Source organism: Bacillus sp. RC251 (genome assembly GCF_044908765.1).
Taxonomy (GTDB): domain Bacteria; phylum Bacillota; class Bacilli; order Bacillales; family Bacillaceae_G; genus Bacillus_A; species Bacillus_A wiedmannii.
In genome coordinates this window covers 1,541,777-1,560,946 of record NZ_JBIYDP010000001.1, presented here as the reverse complement: position 1 = coordinate 1,560,946, position 19,170 = coordinate 1,541,777, and the positions used below count along the sequence as shown (strand labels likewise).

Genomic DNA, 19,170 nt, shown 5'->3' with positions numbered 1-19,170 from the left:
TTCGAAGTTCAACTTCATCTTAAACAATGACATTGTGTGAGAGTCAACTGTTTCTAACACTTAACTTATATTTCTTTCATTCTTTCCCCTTATACTTACTTCCTTCTTAAGGCTATAAGAATTGATATTAGTCCGTTCGCAGCTAATAAAGTTACAATAATACTTGTAAATACAGCTACGTCTGGCGCAAATATTTTAATCGTACGCCAAGGTGAACTTGTACTATAAGTAAGCAGTGGGATGAAAATAATGGATAATAGTAGGGATAGACTCCCTGTGAATAACCAAATTAGCTTTTTTACAGTTTTTATATATTTATACTTTTTAATTAATATAATTGATATTATGAAAAGTATAAGTGTAACTATCAACAAAATAATTTGTGTTAATGGTATGTTTTTAGGGATATCAACCGGTTCTTCCTCATTCAAAATACTAATAATCCCATTTTTCAATTCCGATAGTGCTGATTCTTCTAAAACATGATTTTTATTTGTTAAAATCACACCACCCCAGCCACTTTTATTTAAAATAAATATTTCTGCACGAGCATTGGGCGTTGATCCTGAATGCCAAATCATCGTTTCACTTTCATTTATATTTGTTGTTCTTAATCCAAAACCATAACTTTTTTCTGAATTTATTTTATAAAGTGGTGAAAGGTAAAGATCCATGTTTTCTTGCTTTAAGAATTGAGCATCCTCTGACCGATTCAAAAACATAGTATACTGAATCATATCTTCTAAATTTGCAGTAATATAGCCATACGGTGCCCCGGCATTATCATAGGCGACTATACTTTTTTTCGGTATGCCAAACCAAGACTGATAACCTGTTAAATAACCTTTTTCATATGCAGTCTCTTTACTTGCTGCCGCACCATTCATATTTAATGGCTGAAAAATATGCTTTTCCATATATGATGAATATGTTTCATTTGTAACGGCCTCAATAAGCGCACCAAGTATTATATAATTCGCATTACTATATTGATATTTTTCACCTGGTGGAGCAGTTAATTTTACATTTGAAAGCGTCATTACATTTTCTTTTAATGCTGTAGAATTTTTGGATTGCTTATCTGATAATGCTAAGCCCTCATATGTGTTGATTCCGCTTGTATGAGTTAGTAGTTGTTGGATTGTTATAGTTGAGGATATTTGAGGATTTTTTAGTTTAAACCAAGGGAGATATCGTTGAACTGGGTCCTCTAATTTTATTTTTTTATCTTCTATTAATTTCACTATAGCTAAAGCTGTTAAAGATTTACTTATTGAGCCGATTGCAAATGGCGTTTTACTAGTTACCTTTTTTTCAGATTCTCCAGTAACCCCCATCGTTTTTGTGAAGAATACTTCTTTATTATGTACAATTGCAACAGCAGCTCCTGGAATATTCTGTTCCTTTATAAATTTTTCAATATACTTATCTAATGTAACTTTAACATTCTGCTGAGCGTAAACTTTTGGATGTGTGATACATAGCATAAATACATTACAAAGAATACAAATTAGAAAGACTTTATAGATCGTATTCTTCATTATACTTTAGATGCTTTCTTTTTTTATAACTTACTAAGCTAATATATACTACTACAGAGAGTGTCAAACTAGTCATTATTAATAATGCGTTCCACCATTGATTCTCTGATATGCGATATAAAAGATTATACTGAAATGCATTTTTACTATTAGTTGGATTAAATGATTCAGTTAAAAATATTGAAAATATAGTTTGTGAGCTGAGGTAAGTAATAACTGCGATGAATATGCCATGTAACATAAATGTGTTATATTTGTCCTTTTCATTTTGAAGTTGTTTCATTTTAACTTTTAAATCAATTTCATTTACTTCTAAAAAATCCTGAACAAATAATTGAGGTGTACCTAAATCATCTATACTATCTTCACCATGTTCACGACATTCTTGAATATGTTCTAATATTTGTCGCTTAATATTATGCCTTTCTTCTAAACTTATATCGTATTGCTTTAATTCCTTTAGTACGTCTGTTAAAAATTGCTTTTCTTTACCTATCAATCTATTCCTCATTTCAGAAGGTCTCCTTTCAAACCGCTTTTTAATAATGTTTGAATATCCGATTGCAATTCTAACCACTCATTAATTTTCTTCTCAAGACGTATTTTTCCGTTTTCATTAATTTCATAATAAATCCTAACTTTACCACTGTCTGTTACTACTTGATAAGTATTAACCCACTCTTGATTTTTCAACTTAGTTAATATGGGGTAAATACTTCCTACTCCTTTCAATTTTAAATTGTTTACTTCAAGTTCTTTCATAATCTCATAACCATAACTTTTCTTTTTCGACAAAATAGATAATACACACATTTCTAAATGACCTTTAATTAAACTTGTTCTGTCCATAGGATAAATTTAACAGAAATATATACTTCATTCAAGTATATATTTCTGTTAAATCCAAAAAATCAGACAACAGAACGAAGATATTATAAGCAAAAGATATTACTTGCGAACTGTTTCCCCCCCTAACAATCACTTTTATAATATAATAATTACATAATATATCAACTGTTTGTCCCTTTTATTTTTCTATCTCTCCTCCATATCTTAGTTGGAAATGTAGTATACGGGACATAAAAATACTAAAAAATCCAATTCCTTAATTTTCACATTAAGAAATTGGATCTTCTTTCATTACCTTGTAATACTCATACTGCGTTATAATAAACATTATAAAGAATATACGTTTTATATAAGTTATGTTAATAACACATAAACTAATATAACTTTACTGATTACTCTCAAGACATTCATAAACCGCCATCATATCTCGTTTATCCAATTCACGAATGCGATTAAAAATTGGTATTTGTGTAACAGCTTCTGTTAATAAGCTTTCATGCACAACATCACAAACTTTTCCAGTTAACCATGTTTGTACATCCACGCCCTCAACAACTTCTTTTAGTCCTTCGTCATTAATACCAGTTGCAGTACAAGTTACACATGGGATTGTTAGTTTAAAGACACCATCATGTAGATTATCTTCCGTTATAACTTTCTTACCTTTACAGAATGGACATGGATTACTTTTTTTAATTTTGTTAATTTGAGTAACTAACTTTTTGTATCCAAACGCTTCGTATACATACGTAAGTTTTTTATATTTACCAATTGTGAAATATTTATCTATAATGGTTTCTCGCGTTTCATAAACATTAGGGAAATCACAAACAGTTACTTGATTATTAACACTAATGGATTCAATATTTCCTTTTATTTCGTCCCAGAATGGTAAGACATTTTGTAACACCATTTCATAGTTTGAAAAGCTTGCCTGTTCTAATTCAAACATTTTCAGTGCAACTTGTGCTTTTCTTGGCAGTAAAGAAACATCTTCTGTCAATCTCATATCGCCACCAACAATAAATTTCAATTTTTGAAGTGCAGGTAAATCACCGACTATTTTCAACACTTCATCAACTGGTTGATTGATAATTTCCCGAATATCGAAGTTACCAAATTTAAGCGGTTTATGATGATTTAATGCCGTCCCTTCACAAATTGGACATGTCATCTTTTCTTTAGAAGTCTTAATTTCTTCTTTAATAGCTGCTTTTGAAATAACAATATATCCACCAATAATCGTATTAAATCCTACCCATGTTCTGCGTGTCTTTCCTTTTTTATCATAAAATGATTTTTCAAAATATCCGTACCAAAACGTATGCTTTTCTTCTTCTGACATATCATTATAGCTCTTTGATAAATCGTGACCAAGCTCATTTTTAATTTCTTCAAATAGAAATTTTATTTTTTCATATTGATAAAATTTTAATACTTTCATGATTTCCGTATCAAATAAACCGTCCCAAAATGGAACGTTTTTATCTTGAATTGTAATATCTTTATCGAAAACTTCAATTTGAAGACGTCCAGAACAAGATGGACAATGGTTGTCTTGTGAATAGAAATCAAAACTTCTCGTATCTTTATTAGTTGGATGAGCAGTTACAATATGATTAATTAATCCACCAATTTCATATAAGAAACTATATTGACTATATAAATGTCTTTCAAAATCAATAGCAACAACCGGTGCAATTGTATCAGATTTATATTCACTATAAATTAAACGGGCCATTGATGATAAACTTTTTAAAATACCACCCTTATAAATGTTTTCGGCATTTTTAAAATAGTGAATATGATTTTCTTCTAAATAGTGAACGCCTTCTTTATGCTTAAGTGCTGAAGAAATATGTATTTGCTCAGCTTTATTCACACTGCTTTTTTGACGATAATAATCTTCATGACTTACTACATCAAGATGCTTTATAGATTCAAGCTGTCTTTTCCCGAAATCTACAATATAATCAGAGCTTTCTAACATGTAACTATTATGTTCAATCATGATGATAGAAACTGATTCATCTTGTAATATCCCTCTAACACTATCTATAAATTGGTTTAAAATATTTTGTGATAAACCTTTTGAAGGCTCATCAAAAATAAATAATGTATGTGGATTTCTAGTGTTTGCAAATAATTCCGAAACTAAATGAACACATTGAAACTCACCTGTTGATAATGTTTGTGTTTTTCTTTCTAACGTTAAATACCCAAGTCCTAATTTAATGAGTAGACTCAAGCGTTTATACGCAATATCTTCATTTGGAAGTTCATCTATAATATCCTCAATAGAACGCTCAAAAATATCATCAATTTCTTCGCTATACTTTGTGAGTTTCTTTTTAATATCTAGGAAAGTGGCTACAGTTGATCGACTTGTAATGGATTGATTTCGATCTTGTCCTACCATAACTAATTTATCTTTTGGATATCGTTTCAAGAAATCTGTAGCTAAACATTCATTGACAAGTGTAGATTTCCCGCATCCAGATTCTCCTGTAACCGTCACAAGCCTATTTTTAGGAATTTGAAAATCCGCCATTTGGATATTACGGCAATATAATTCTTGGAATGTATAATATTCTGTTGGTACTTCTTTATTTAGATCCGACAGTATTGGTTTTGGTCTTGGCGATTCTTTCACAATTTGTCCACCATATTTTCCGCTACCAGGTCCAAAGAACAATTGCTCATCTGTTGTATCCAGTACAGTATCTGAATGATCAATGAGCCAAATTTGATTTTTACACCCTAACTGCTTAATCTCTTCTAATATTTGTAATAATGTTTCATGATCAAGTCCAACTGAAATCTCATCAATAATAATTACAGCATTTTCGCTTACTGCCATAAATTCAGCCAAATATAGTCTTGTTAACTCTCCACCTGACAACGTACCCATAATTCGATTTAATGTTAAATAACCAATGTTCATATTAATTATATTTTGCAGTATATGTTGTTTTGCTTCACTAACATTTAGCACTTCCGCTAACGAAAGAATAGACTCAACACTTAAATCATTAATATTTGAAATTGTATGTGGTTTAGCAAATAAATCTATCGTATGTTGTTCGATTTCTTCGCTATAACGTTTTCCCTTACATTTTTTACACTCAATATTTTTAGTAGTGCCTCGGCCTTTACAACCAGTACACCAACCTAACTGATTATTAAACGAAAAAACCTCAGGGGAAAGATGAAATACTTCGGCAAGTTTTTCGCGAACTTCAGTAAACACGCCAGTATGAGTACCTATCGTTGAACGCGGGTTGGAAGAAATCGATGATTTTCCTAGAAAAAGTACTAAAGGCATATCTTCCATCTTAATAGCACTAAAATTTGTTTCCATGATATTAGGAAATAAATATTGATATTCAGCCTTTGGCAATAAAGAAACTAATCGTTTTTTTGATTCTTCGCCAATCGTTTGGCAAAAAGTTGTTTTACCCGATCCTGATAAACCAGCGATTCCAAACGACTTATTAAATGGAATAGCTGTATCTAATTTATTTATGTTATTAGCAATTAATTGTTTTACTTTCATATTAACCTCTATTCTTATTTTTCATGAAAACCATTTTTACAATATAATAATTACATAATAAATATATTATCTTACGTAATTATCCTCTCACTTCAAGAACCTTATCCTTATATATTTCAAACCACTGTTGCCATTCATCTTTAGAAAATTCTTTTTCTTCTCCTTCTAGAACGGAAGAAAAAAGATCTAAACAAATATGCCACCCAGCTATATCTTTCGGTGTATGATCAGTTAATTCATGAATGTATTCTTTGAGAAGTAACAGAGTACAATTTTCATCTTTATGTATTTCAAATCGAACACGATCTTTATCCCAAGTAAATTCAAGTACTGAGTTTAGTTGACACTCTAAAATATCAATATTTATAAATGAACCGTCCATCATGTCAAACTTGATTATTCCACCTATTTTAAGGCTTTCAATCTGTAAATTAGACATCCATTTTTTTAGCTTACTGTTTTCTGTTAAAACAGACCAAACTTCTTCTATCGAATATGAAAAATAGCGCTCAAATTGCACTACATATTCATTACCTTGTTTATCTATTACTGCTAACATTATTAATTAACCTCCTTTTTGCCCGAACGAACGAATGTACGTTCTATATTTTATTTTACATGATTTCAATCAAAAAAGAAATCACTATTACATCCCATTAATTTAAGAGGTTTTTGTTAGCTCCAAAATTGAGTGACTTATTATATATAAGAGCTCTAATCTAGTTGACCATGCTTTTATAGGGTCAATAATATTATCTTGGTTAAGCTTGTTCACGTATTTTAAACCTTCTACCGCAGTGTAACGAATATTAAAATCTGTAAAAGTATTTATAATCATCGGCCATTCTCCATCAGTCATTCTGCATTTAGAGTATTTTATTATGTAATCAATTGCTCGTTTGGATAACGCACATGAACCAGCTGTAATATCTACTTGTTTCCCTAATTGTAATGACATAATTTTATTTGATACTGTTTCTGTAATTTTCCATTCTTCAGGATGTGTCTGAAAAGCTTTCTCCGTTCTGCCAATGATTAAGTAATCTACATCAACTATATTCTGAATGAACGAATTAAGCTCAGCTGGATATTCTTTAATCCAAGTTAGCAAACGATCAAAATCACAATAGTGATAGTAATCATGATTATAGTTACTAACAAACTTCAAAGAATCCCTACGTGCGTTCCCTACTCCTAATTTTTCTACTATATTTATATGGAAGTTACATTCTGCTAGTTCTTTTACAACCTCTTTAGGTGTTACATTACTAATTGTTATATATTTTTTATCATAATTTAAATTTAACAATTCCTCTTTTAGTTCTTTTATTGTAGATAATAAGCTCCCTGTTGGATCATGAGTAATGCATGTTAATGCCACTTGTTTTATAGGTTGCATAGTATATTCATCCCCTTTGCAAAATAAAAAGCAGAAAGAACACTTTCTGCTTTTTATAATTACTTGCTTGAAAAATTTATCATTTAATCGCATCAACAATTAAAGATGGAAAACCAAGTTTATCACCTTTATTTCTAGAATCATACCTTTTCGAACGGAAAATAACACCGTCATTTGCATCCCATTCGTTGTAATAAAATTGACCATTTTCATCACAATATTCAAGTAAAACTACCTCAAATCCAGCAGTTTCAAACATTTTCGTTAATGTTTTATAATTATGAACAATTTTATGACTTGCTGCTGGATGATCTTTCGGACCAGGTCCGCCTATTTGAACTATATTTTGGTATGCTTCGTCTCGGAAAAATGCATCAGGAACACCGCACCGAATGTGCCCTGCTGGCTTTAAAAATTCATAACAAATTTCTGCTGCCCTTACACCTTCTTCAAACGTAAGGTGTTCCCATACATGCTCAGCTAAAATAGCTGAAATAGAATTGTATTCAAATCTTTCTTCCCACGTAACTTTATCTAGTAAATTAAGTTCATCTTCTTGCGTTTGTATCCAACCTGGATTATTATTAAACACCCCAGCTCCGACTACTACTTTAATTTCGTCTTGTTTTATTGCCATCACTTTCACCTCGTAAACATTTTAATTATTAATATATTCTATGTTTACTATTATCCTTCCTTCTTCAACAAATTTAGTAGCATGAATCTAGTACAATGCCGAACTTATCCCCTAAAAACTATCTAATGTAACGATTTTTCTTACAGAAATATAGCACACCAAACATTAGCACAAAACCAGTCACGTAAAAACTTGTTGTTCCGCTGCCACCAGTATTAGGAATTACCCAATTATTTTTCACATTTTTCACTGTTAGTTTTTGTGTCCTTACCGCTTCTGTAATTTCTATTTCTATTGGATCTCTAAGTAACATATATCCGTTTGGCGCTTTTATTTCTTTAATCGTATACTTTCCAAGTACTAACTGGTTGGAAATCACCTTTCCTTTTTCATCCGTTGTTAATCTAGTAACTTCTTTACCTTCTTTATCTAATACTTGAAATACAGCACCTTTTAGTTTTAAATTAATATCCTTATCATCAACTTTCTCAATTTCAAATTGCCCAGTCGGGTCTGGTAATTTCTTATTCCCTATTTTAATTTCTACTACTTTATCTTTTTCTATTTTTACAGCTATTTTATCTTTTAATAATTCATAACCTTTAGGTGCTTCTACTTCCACTAGGGTATAGTTACCTATTGGCAATTCTTTTGATATCGCTTCTCCTTGTCCATCTGTTACTAACTCACCAACTACTTCTTTATTTGAATCTTCAATATGAAACTTTGCTCCTGCTAGCTTTTTATTTTTATCTCCCGTATCTACTTTCACTAGCTTCATTTTCCCCATCGGATCTGGTAATTTCTTATTTTCTATTTTAATTTCTACTACTGCATCTTTTTCTATTTTTACAGCTATTTTATCTTTTAATAATTCGTAACCTTTAGGTGCTTCTACTTCCACTAGGGTATAGTTACCTATTGGCAATTCTTTTGATATCGCTTCTCCTTGTCCATCTGTTACTAACTCACCAACTACTTTTTTATTTGAATCTTCAATATGAAACTTTGCTCCTGCTAGCTTTTTATTTTTATCTCCCGTATCTACTTTCACTAGCTTCATTTTCCCCATCGGATCTGGTAATTTCTTATTTTCTATTTTAATTTCTACTACTGCATCTTTTTCTATTTTTACAGCTATTTTATCTTTTAATAATTCGTAACCTTTAGGCGCTTCTGTTTCCACAAGAGTATAGTTACCTATTGGTAATTCTTTTGATATCGCTTCTCCTTTTTCATCTGTTACTAACTCACCAACTACTTTTTTATTTGAATCTTCAATATGAAACTTTGCCCCCATCAATTCTTTATTATCATTATTACTATCTACTTTTTTTATCTTTACTTTTCCTGTACTAGGCTTGTTCCAATGTTGCCAATTAAATTTGAAATTGTGAAATTCAAATCCACCAGTTTGTTGTACAGCACCGACAAATGCTTGTCCATTAATCGAACCGCCTTTTGTTTCTAATACAGCATTTGGAGCAAACACACTCCCAACGACACCATATCCCTCTGTTGTGATTTTTTTTGCATTAGGAAAAACCCAAATCACCTTCCCGTATAACTCAGTGAACGGTGAATTAGGAGAATAGGGTTGTGATGTAGGAATTATATCTGTAGCCCTACCAATATTGTTCGTGTCATATAAGATAGCACCATTTTTAAATGTAACCTCTATTGCATCTGAATACATAACGATAAAATCTTTTCCTTTAGCATTAGGTAAAAAGACATCTCTTATATCTAAATTGATTTTCCCTACCAATTCTGATGAAACATAAATATTAGGATTGTTTATATCTTTTCCGATTCCATAACTCATATTTGGAATTGGGGTATTCGTTTTATATTGACCTGCATTTTTACTAACTTGGTTCACTATGTTGTGAAATTCATTAAATTTCGCGTTAATTTCTAGTTTTTCTTTATAAACGATACGATCATAAGAAGATTGTATGATACGATCTGGATCACTCTCTTTTGTCATTACGACTATTCCGTTTTGAATGATAAAAGATTCCTCTCTTGACTTTTTAAATTTTCCAGACAATAACAAGGATGGATATCCCTCGTCATCCCATTTCCCCCCAACTATATTAGATGTTCCCGCTGCTGCACCTACAATTGTATAACCAGATGCATCCATATCACCTTGAACTGCAATTGCTCCTTCAATGTCGCCACCTACTGCTATATGGTTACCAAAGACAACAGCATTATAACGCGATATATCCCCTAGACCTTCTAAGTTAGTCGTGGATCCATATGCTTCTTTTGGTGCATATACGACAAAACTTACACATAACATTAACAAAACCATAAAATGAATACTTACCAACTTTAATTGTAACCTCAATTCCTTTGTTCCCACCTTTACCGTATTTTTTCTACAGTCGAATAAAGTGAAACTTTTTTCAGTGAGGATTTACTTCATCCCCTATATACCTTCTTTACTTATCTCTGGATTTTCGGTCCCACTGCCCATTAATACAGGATAAATAAATTCATTCTATCGAGTTAATTTTTTCTTATAAATTGCGACTAGTAACACACATAATAATAGGATTAAGACTACTACGGTCCACTTATTAAACATAAATATCTCTTTACGCATTTTTTGTTTTTCTTTCTCGTTAAACTCCACACGCTCACCTCGAACCAGTAATCTATTTGTGTTTACTCCATAAGGCGTACATGTAATTAATGTTATATAATCTTTCTTTTCCACAATTTTTAAATCGTCCGTTTCGTGTGGTAACACTACTTTAATTTGATCTACTTTATAAGCAAGAATTTTGTCTAAAGAATGAATATAAAAAAGATCTCCTTCACTCAACTTATCTAAATCTGTAAATAATTTTGCTGATGGTAAACCACGATGCCCTGTTAAAATAGTATGCGTATTTTCTCCACCTACCGGAAGTGAAGAATATTCTAAATGACCTACCCCCCGACTCAATACTTCCTCAGAGGTCCCTTGATAGATTGGCAGTTTTATATTAATTTTCGATATTTCAATATACCCCATTACATCACCTAAATTTAACGCATCAGCATATGCTTGATGATTATTTTTTTCTTCAGAAAATGGATCTGCAAATGTTTTCATGGAAGTTTGAACTTGTTTATTATATTCGGTTGCTTCTTTTTCCCTACGTTCAACTTCTTTCTTTTGTAGTGCTTTGATCTTCTTATCGTAGGAGCTAATCTCAGAATAATGTGCACGAGTCGCCAACCAATTACTAATAGTAGGATATAAAAAAATAGCTAATCCAAATAAAAAAATACCTCCTAAAACAAGATTTCGTTTCATATTTCCACCTCTACATATACTAAAATATTGAAAAGAGGGAAGCATTTTGCTTCTCCCCTTTTCACATCACTTGGTTACATGTTCCTAAAACCTTAATTATTAGCAACCTTTTTTCTAAAGAAAACAAATGCCGCTGTAGCCATTAACGCAAGACCTAGTACAGTAAATAGAGTCGTTCCGATACCACCCGTTACAGGAAGAATCCATCCACTTTTATTATTTTCAATCGATAATTTAACCGTTTGATTATTTTCGCTAATCTTTACATCAATAGGGTCCTTTAATAATTGATATGAAGCTGTTATACCATCTTCTTTTGTATAAATTGGTGCTTTCGTTTCAAAAATTTGATAGTCTCCATACGGAATGTTAGTCCATTTAATAACACCATTTTCATCTGATACACCTGTGACTTCTTTACCAGCCACAACAACTATTTTTCCATTTTTATCTTTAAGTACAAACTCCGCACCTTTTAATTTCTTCTTATCAGCACCATCAACTTTTGTTAACTCGATAATTCCAGTTGTCGGAACAACAACTACAGGTTTAGATTCCTTTTCTCCAATTACATCATTTTTATTTATAAAATCAATTTTTGCTGTATTTAAAATTTCCGAACCAGATAGTACTCCTTCTTTTACTTGTGATTTAATTTGTAAATGAAATTCTTTTTTACCATCTAACTTTGTGAAATCTTTTACTGTGGCTGTTACTTTTTGGCCTTCTACAGCTACCTCTACAATGCTTGCATTTACTTCCGCTCCATCAATTTTTACGACTGGTTTTCCTTGAATCATTAAACGATCGTCTAAAGTATCTGTTACTACATATTTTTTGTATTCTTTAATGTCTTCTGGAATTAATGTTTTGATATCATAATTGTAATTAGTTAACGGATTAATTGGTAACGCTTCCAAATTCCCGTTAATCTTTTTATCATATTTGGTTCTTCATAGTTTTGCACTTCTACTTTAACTACTGTACCAGAAGTAATTGTTCCATCTTCGTTAATAGTTCCGGAGGTCTTTATAAAAAACTCGTGTTTAGTCGGATCTAGTACATACCCTTTCGGCGCTTTTGTCTCTTGGAAATAGTATTCCCCATACTCTAATCCTTGCACGCGAATATGCCCATTACCATCTGTTGCTAACTCTTTTTTCACTTCTGTACCATCTTTTTTTAATAAAGAGAATACTGCACCTGCTAATGCTTTTTCATTTGCACCAGTTTTTACTAAATCAACTGCACCACGTTTAATCTCATTTTTCGGATACATATGAACATCATAGTTTAGTACCTTACCCTCTTTATTCGTTAATGGAATATCCACTGTATACGTATTTGGATTTAGGTTAACATGCGGAGGTCCTGCCACTTCTTTCACTTCATAACGTCCTAGCGGAAGATCTTTTAATACAGCTTGTCCGTTATCATCTGTTACTACTTGAGTTGGAGTTGCTCCCATTACAGGCTTCACATCTTCTTTCACGATTTTCCCATCGTTTGAAATTTTTTCAAACGACGCAACCCTTTTCACTTCAAACGTTACACCTTTTAACGGTTTCGCATTTGTTGGTACCTCTTGATTTGCAGAGCCATCACCTTCTAGCCCCGGTGCGCCATCTTTTTCTTGTTCATATTTATGAATCGTTAAAGTACCTTTGGATGGTGAAGCTGCCTTTACTAATACACTAGACCATGTAGAAAATGTTAAGAAAAATACTAAAAGCACACTAAATATTTTTTTCATTTCTCTTATCCCCTTTACTACTTCTATCATTTTAAAAATCTCTTTATTACTATTACCCTCTTAAAAGTAATAGTGTGCCAAGTACCAGATTTAAACGAGTAACCTAAAACATAGTCGTCCAACAATCCATTGTTTACAATCACTTATTCACTCTTCTTATTTTCTATTATTACGTTGTCTCTCCGTATGATATATGTAGTTTTCCCCCTGAATTGCACTTATATCTCTACTTCAAAAATCGTTACATATTAACTTCTATCGCAAATTTTCATTAATTACTTAACTTCAATTCATTAATCTCTCCCTTCCTATCCCTATTTAAAATCCAATCTTAATCATTTTTGATACATATAAACAATGATCAACGAATAAGTGTGACAATTCATATTTTACGTTACTCCCTAAAACTATTACCTGTATATTCAAATAATATGTGCTAATCATGTTAAATTATGGTATTATTCTTAGAAGTTTATAATTTTTATAGATAAAGTTTTTCCGTTTCTACTTATGAAAAAAAGGAATATATAAACATTCAACTATTACACACAACTGTAAGGAGGAATAATATGAATAAAAAGCTCAGTCTAGTTGAGATAGAGTACATTTGTAATATCTTTTTCCAATCTTTTGAAATTCCAGTTTGTTTTTTAGATTGTAATAAAAATATTCTTTTAGAATTTACATCAAAAGATGAATCACATTCGTTCTATAAATCAAAAATAGAACAGTTACATGTGCTTTTTCAAAAAAATGATTCAAATAATTCGCCCATCTTCAGATCTCACCAATATTTAGGGCACTTCATTTTAATTCACATAAAGAGTCATTATATGGTGAACGGTACTGTTATTATTGGGCCCTTGACACATGTAAATTTTTCTACAAGTAAAACGGATAGTAACCTTAATTTTATTTCGAATTATAAACGAACAAGAGATTATTATTTTTCATTGTCAGTCAAAGATCAAAATTTCTTTGTAAATATAGCAATATTGTTCTATAACATTCTCTACAAAAAAAAATCAGATGTACGTACCTTTTCAAATAACAGTGACTCATTTCATGTAAATCATAGCAATAACTTAAACGAGGATGTATATATTTCAATGCAAAAAAACGAATCTATCTGTCATAATTTGTATATAGAGAACCAACTACTTGGAGCTATAGAAAACGGGGATAAAGAAAGCGTACTCAAATATTATTACGAATTCCAACAAGAGACTCTTTCATCCTTATCTTCATTCCATCAATTAAGACGTCATAAAAACATTTGTATTTCATCCATCACACTTGCTACTAGATATGCTATAAAAGGAGGACTTCCTTCCGGGATTGCTTACAAGATTTACGATCTACACATCCAAAAGACAGAGGATTTAAAAGACACAGAATCTGTTTGGGATTTATTAAGAAATGTTTTCTGTACTTTTGCAGACCGTGTAAAAGCACAAAAAGTAAAGAAATACTCAAAGACTATCGCTATTTGCAAAAACTATATTTTTAAAAATATTTACAATCAAATATCAGTTAAACAACTTGCTAAATTTGCAAACGTAAATTCAGATTATTTATCTATATTATTCAAAAAAGAAGTCGGTATTTCATTAATTGAGTACATTCAACGTGAACGAATTGAAGAAGCAAAAAAATTATTAACTTTCACAACCTATCCCTTATCAGACATATGTGCTTCGCTCAACTTTAGTGATCAAAGCTATTTTACTAAAATTTTTAAAAAATTCACTAACGAAACACCTGGTAAATACCGAAAATCTCATGTTGTCATATAGAGTTAAACTTTCATTAAAACAAAGTGTTTTTAGTAACTTATCAATGGCAGATTAGAATTACTTCCACATCCATGACCTTTTAAATCTAGGCTATTTTTAAATCAAAAAAACACGTTACTATTCTTTTATTTGAATGAGAATAGTAACGTGCTTTATATGTAATGTAGGTCTGTAGGCAAAATAGCGCCCAAGCACAAATTTTTATAGATGCAAAATACACTACTTAAATACTAAAATCTTATTAAGTAAAAAATTCATCTAATAATTATTGTGTGAGAAATAATTATTAGATGAATTTTTATATCTGTCTAAATTTGCGAACCAAAGTGAGTACTGTACCGACAACAATCATCCATATGCCCATTGTTGCACTGTTAGTTGTACTTGCACCCGTGTTGGGAAGCTCTTTATATGTAGATTCTTTTTTATCGGTATTACTGTTGTTCGGGATATTACTGTTATTAGCAACGCCTTTAGCTTTTCTAGTATCTTTATCCTTCACTAATACTTTTTGTATTGCATGTACCTTATTACCTACAGAATCTGTGACACTATATATTATTTCAAAAGTACCAGCTTTAGTGATATCTCCAATACCTTCATATGCTACTTTAGAAGTAAGATCACCGTCTTCTAAAGTAGCTGATACTTTTTCCATTGGATCGAATGAATCTCCTACATGAATTGTCGCTGCAGTAGGCACTGTTAATGTAGGGTTTAAATCTAATACTTCTCCATTTCCCTTTACAATTACAGTCTGTGTAGCCGTTGCATTCCCCCCTTGAGAGTCAACGACCGAGTAGTTCACAATGTATGTACCTAGTTTAGAAGTATCTACATCGCCTTTATGTTTTACTTTATTTGTTAAATCACCCTCTTCTTTATCAACGGCTTTTACATTACTCATCGGGTCAAACGTATCACCAACACGCAGTGTAATTGTAAGCGGTACAGTTAATTCAGGGACTTAGTTTTCTGCAGTTTTTTCGTTTTCTTTCACTGTTCCTTTAATTTTTGCTGCATCAAAAGCTTTTTGGACCGTTTCAACCTCAATTGAGTTCGCTCCATATTTGTTTGTTGCAACTTTAAGACACGCTAATCTTAATTCAGAGAAATTAGAAGTCATGTTCAATTCATCAGTATTTGCATAATAGAAAATATCAAACATTTTATCTTCACCAATACCATTTACAGTTACACCGTTATGAGTGCCACCTTGTGCAATTAAATAAGCGACTTTATTAATAATACTTGAGTTGAAATGGACGCCCTCATTATCTTCTCCGTTTAAATCACTGTATTTGCTATAATCATCTAGATACGGTACTCCATCAAAAAAATTGATTGAAGATGGATTCTTCATATTACGTAGAACTGATCCGCTTTGTTCTCCTATTGTCCAATTAAATTCTCCATTATTTATATATTTCTCAATAGCCGTTCCCATAATATCAGATAACGCCTCGTTAATTGCTCCAGATTCTCCGAAAAATTCAAGATTAGATTCGCTAGATGTAACCGCATGCGTAAATTCATGGCCCGCTATGTCAAACGCTCTAACCATTGAATCACCATATATAAGCATACTAACATTGTTAACATTAGCACTAAATGCATTACTCCAATTTTTAGGATCATCTGTTTCTCCAGAATCCCATGCATGTACAACTGATATTACTTTGTTCCCCTTATTATCAAAACTATTACGCTTATATTTATCTTTATAAAAATCATATACCTTTGTTGCTAAAAAATGAGCACTTACCGCCTTTGGATCATTAAATGTTGTTGAAGTGCTAGTTGCTAATATACCAGGATAATATTTTTCTTCAAAACTAATATCTCTATAATTCACATCATATGTCTCAATTCCTTGCCCTTTTGTGTAATCTCCAAGCGCATATTTCCCATTACTTTGTTCAGAAATACCAAATGTGCGAGTTATCCCTAAATCATCTTTACCAGTTCCGGTTAATGATATGGAATTGCTTTTTTTAGTTTCCTTTAAAGATTCCACTTGCTCTTCACTTACTTTTAAGCTTGACTCTTGCACCATATTTTTCAACATATCACCATTATGAGCATTCACTAAATAAGTTCCAGATACATAGTTTGGTGTTGCAGCGGCAAATGTAACTTGATATGCATTGCTAGCCTGTCCATTATTTTCATTTACAAAAATAACTTCCTTGACTTCTGGCTCAGAAATAAATTTAATATTGTTTCCGTACTTCGTATAAATAAATTGTTTTGCTTCTTCTTTTGATAAATTACTAGTATTCTTTAAATCTTCTTGTGTTAAATTTTGTGCACTTTCTCTTGAAATACTTTTAATAATACCCTTTTTATCTACATGAGCAGTCAATTGGTGTCCATATACTTCTTTACCTTCATATATTTGTTGCATACGCACAAGTGTAGTCCCATCATAAGAACTACGTTTTTGAAAAACTTTGTAATCTCCCCCTTTGTCTCCACTCACTTGTTTTGGAGACAAAGCATGCTCCGTCTTTTCCTTAAGTGCATCTTTCACTATATTCTCTGGCGTCTTTTGTGATGGTTGTGTAAGTTCACCTGTACGGAACGAACCCTCTTATATCAATTTGCATTTGACCCGTTTCTTCTGCATAAACTACTCCGTATGGTGCTACACTTGTTAAAACTAATCCTGTTGTTAATGCAACTATAGCTATTTCTTTTTTATTCTTCATTTTATTTTCCTCGTATAATTTCCTAAAATATGAAACTGCTTAAATGTATTCCTATCAAAAATAAAAAGTACATCACATTTCGCAAAACTGTATTATAAAAAGATGACTTCTGTCATCAACAAAAGTCACCTCTTCAATATGTCATATCCCTAATATGTTTTTAATGCATACTTTCTATATGAAAAAGAAAAAGTATTCTTTAACGAGCGTTTTGCAATACTTTTATTAAGTCATTTATATTTTCAACTTTTTGCTGAAACTGATCAAATCTGCTATGTAGCAATGAAGGATTCCTATCTTCAGTTGAAATAACTTTTTTTAATTCTTGTTCTAATTTATCATATGTATGAAAGAAATTATCAAATTCTACACTTATAAGTTCTTCATTTTCACGATAAAATCTTTTTGCTTCTATATAAGTCATAAATGATTTATTTAAAAATCCTAATGAAATTAAATATTTAGAAGTGTTTTCTTGATAAATAGCAATATCACATGCTATTTTAATATCAGAATAAGTCTTTTGAACGAAACAATGCAATTCAAAAATCTTAAACTTTAATCCATTATTCATTTCATCCCCTCCCATCCTATCTATTCTACATAAAAAAAGAATATTATACAAAGTAAAATATCAATATAGCACAAAAATAAAAAGCGAAAGAATGACTCCTTTCGCTTTTTATAATAATACATACATTTCATATTGTGCTAATGAATTCTTTTCAAATCCAGTTTTCTTTAAAAACCCTTCCAGTAAATTGTTGTTTGGAAACCCAATTGATAAACTTGATACATTTAAGTTTTCTGTTGCTACTTGTAATAATTTTGATCCAATACTACGATTTCTATAGTCTTTGTCTACGAAAAGAAAACTAATTTTACCTTGTTCATTCATACATATAGAACCTTTTAAATCATTATCGACATATGCACCATAAAATGTATTGTTTGTTTTTCCGATATAATCCATATCATTTTGCCAATTTATATGGAAGTGTAACCATTTCTGAATTTCAACTTTAAAAGCTGGAAATTCTAATTGTTTTACTTCAATTCCCTTACAATCTTTATTTATTATTTTAGTCATATCTTTTAAATTATAATAAGATAGATCGTACACTTTTTCATAGCCTAATTTCGTATAAAAATGAATCGCTTGGTCATTGCCTACAATGACTTCAAGAAAAAGTTGCTTACACTCATTTTGAAGCGCCTCTTCTTTATGCAGTTCAAATAATTTTTGACTCACACCAATACCTCGGTAATTAGGATGAACCGCTAATGTTCCACAACGCATTGTTTTTATGTTTTCATAATCCTTTATCCCGCCAAGTATTACACCAACAGATTTGTTACCGTCTAAAGCAAGAAAGGAATGTTTTAGTGAATTCCCTTCTGGTCCCAAAAACCTTTTTATAAAATCTTCATTTGAAACTTCCATTTTAATAATGTAATCTGAAAATCCATCTTTAAAAGCTTCATACACTAAATCTATACTTACTTCACTGCATCTTTTGTATTGAATCATATAAAATTCTCCCCCACTTACTCGTGTTAAACTTAGCATTCAAATACGTAAAATGTACTAGTGCCAATCTACCCATCATTC

At 31.2% G+C, this 19,170-nt stretch carries 12 protein-coding genes and 2 pseudogenes; 1 reads left to right on the top strand and 13 read right to left on the bottom strand.

From position 1 onward, the window contains the following. Positions 1-95: 95 nt before the first annotated feature. From ABH961_RS07850 to ABH961_RS07805, 10 genes and pseudogenes are all read right to left on the bottom strand, one after another. The gene (locus tag ABH961_RS07850) at positions 96-1,541 is read right to left on the bottom strand and encodes a serine hydrolase domain-containing protein (protein ID WP_404519183.1); all 1,446 of its coding nucleotides are present in this window, start codon (positions 1,539-1,541) and stop codon (positions 96-98) included. After that, the gene (locus ABH961_RS07845; protein ID WP_404519181.1) at positions 1,522-2,052 is read right to left on the bottom strand and encodes a hypothetical protein; all 531 of its coding nucleotides are present in this window, start codon (positions 2,050-2,052) and stop codon (positions 1,522-1,524) included. The genes ABH961_RS07850 and ABH961_RS07845 overlap by 20 nt, the downstream gene beginning before the upstream one ends. Beyond that, positions 2,049-2,354 carry a PadR family transcriptional regulator gene (locus ABH961_RS07840; RefSeq protein ID WP_000338007.1) on the bottom strand — a complete coding sequence of 102 codons (306 nt, stop codon included), beginning with the start codon at positions 2,352-2,354 and terminating at the stop codon, positions 2,049-2,051. Before ABH961_RS07840 ends, ABH961_RS07845 begins: the two co-directional genes overlap by 4 nt. Before the next feature lie 421 nt (positions 2,355-2,775). Continuing rightward, complete coding sequence (locus tag ABH961_RS07835; RefSeq protein ID WP_404519180.1) at positions 2,776-5,946, bottom strand: ATP-binding cassette domain-containing protein; 3,171 nt, start codon at positions 5,944-5,946, stop codon at positions 2,776-2,778. A 79-nt stretch (positions 5,947-6,025) separates the two neighbouring features. Then, complete coding sequence (locus ABH961_RS07830) at positions 6,026-6,505, bottom strand: SRPBCC family protein (protein ID WP_000881622.1); 480 nt, start codon at positions 6,503-6,505, stop codon at positions 6,026-6,028. 102 nt (positions 6,506-6,607) lie between these two features. Beyond that, complete coding sequence (locus ABH961_RS07825) at positions 6,608-7,345, bottom strand: hypothetical protein (protein WP_001182539.1); 738 nt, start codon at positions 7,343-7,345, stop codon at positions 6,608-6,610. Positions 7,346-7,424: 79 nt separating this feature from the next. After that, positions 7,425-7,982, bottom strand: a complete 558-nt coding sequence (locus ABH961_RS07820; protein WP_000985677.1) for a class I SAM-dependent methyltransferase — start codon at positions 7,980-7,982, stop codon at positions 7,425-7,427. A gap of 118 nt (positions 7,983-8,100) precedes the next feature. Continuing rightward, positions 8,101-10,341 carry a SpaA isopeptide-forming pilin-related protein gene (locus ABH961_RS07815; RefSeq protein WP_404519179.1) on the bottom strand — a complete coding sequence of 747 codons (2,241 nt, stop codon included), beginning with the start codon at positions 10,339-10,341 and terminating at the stop codon, positions 8,101-8,103. Positions 10,342-10,494: 153 nt separating this feature from the next. Continuing rightward, the gene (locus ABH961_RS07810; RefSeq protein ID WP_000828079.1) at positions 10,495-11,298 is read right to left on the bottom strand and encodes a class C sortase; all 804 of its coding nucleotides are present in this window, start codon (positions 11,296-11,298) and stop codon (positions 10,495-10,497) included. 92 nt (positions 11,299-11,390) lie between these two features. Next, positions 11,391-13,051: pseudogene (locus ABH961_RS07805) on the bottom strand (SpaA isopeptide-forming pilin-related protein). Positions 13,052-13,620: 569 nt separating this feature from the next. On the opposite strand from ABH961_RS07805, the gene ABH961_RS07800 reads away from it, so the two are divergent. After that, the gene (locus ABH961_RS07800) at positions 13,621-14,847 is read left to right on the top strand and encodes an AraC family transcriptional regulator (protein ID WP_048547005.1); all 1,227 of its coding nucleotides are present in this window, start codon (positions 13,621-13,623) and stop codon (positions 14,845-14,847) included. A 298-nt stretch (positions 14,848-15,145) separates the two neighbouring features. Here ABH961_RS07800 and ABH961_RS07795 read toward each other — a convergent pair. The 3 genes and pseudogenes from ABH961_RS07795 to ABH961_RS07785 all read right to left on the bottom strand — a co-directional run bounded on the left by ABH961_RS07795 (position 15,146) and on the right by ABH961_RS07785 (position 19,089). After that, positions 15,146-17,558, bottom strand: a pseudogene (locus ABH961_RS07795) (M4 family metallopeptidase). Between the two features lie 199 nt (positions 17,559-17,757). Further along, entirely contained in the window at positions 17,758-18,132 is a 375-nt protein-coding gene (locus tag ABH961_RS07790; protein WP_048547003.1) for a hypothetical protein, read from the bottom strand. Positions 18,133-18,240: 108 nt separating this feature from the next. Continuing rightward, positions 18,241-19,089: a GNAT family N-acetyltransferase gene (locus ABH961_RS07785; protein ID WP_098131690.1), complete on the bottom strand. Its 849-nt coding sequence runs from the start codon at positions 19,087-19,089 to the stop codon at positions 18,241-18,243. Positions 19,090-19,170 lie beyond the last annotated feature (81 nt).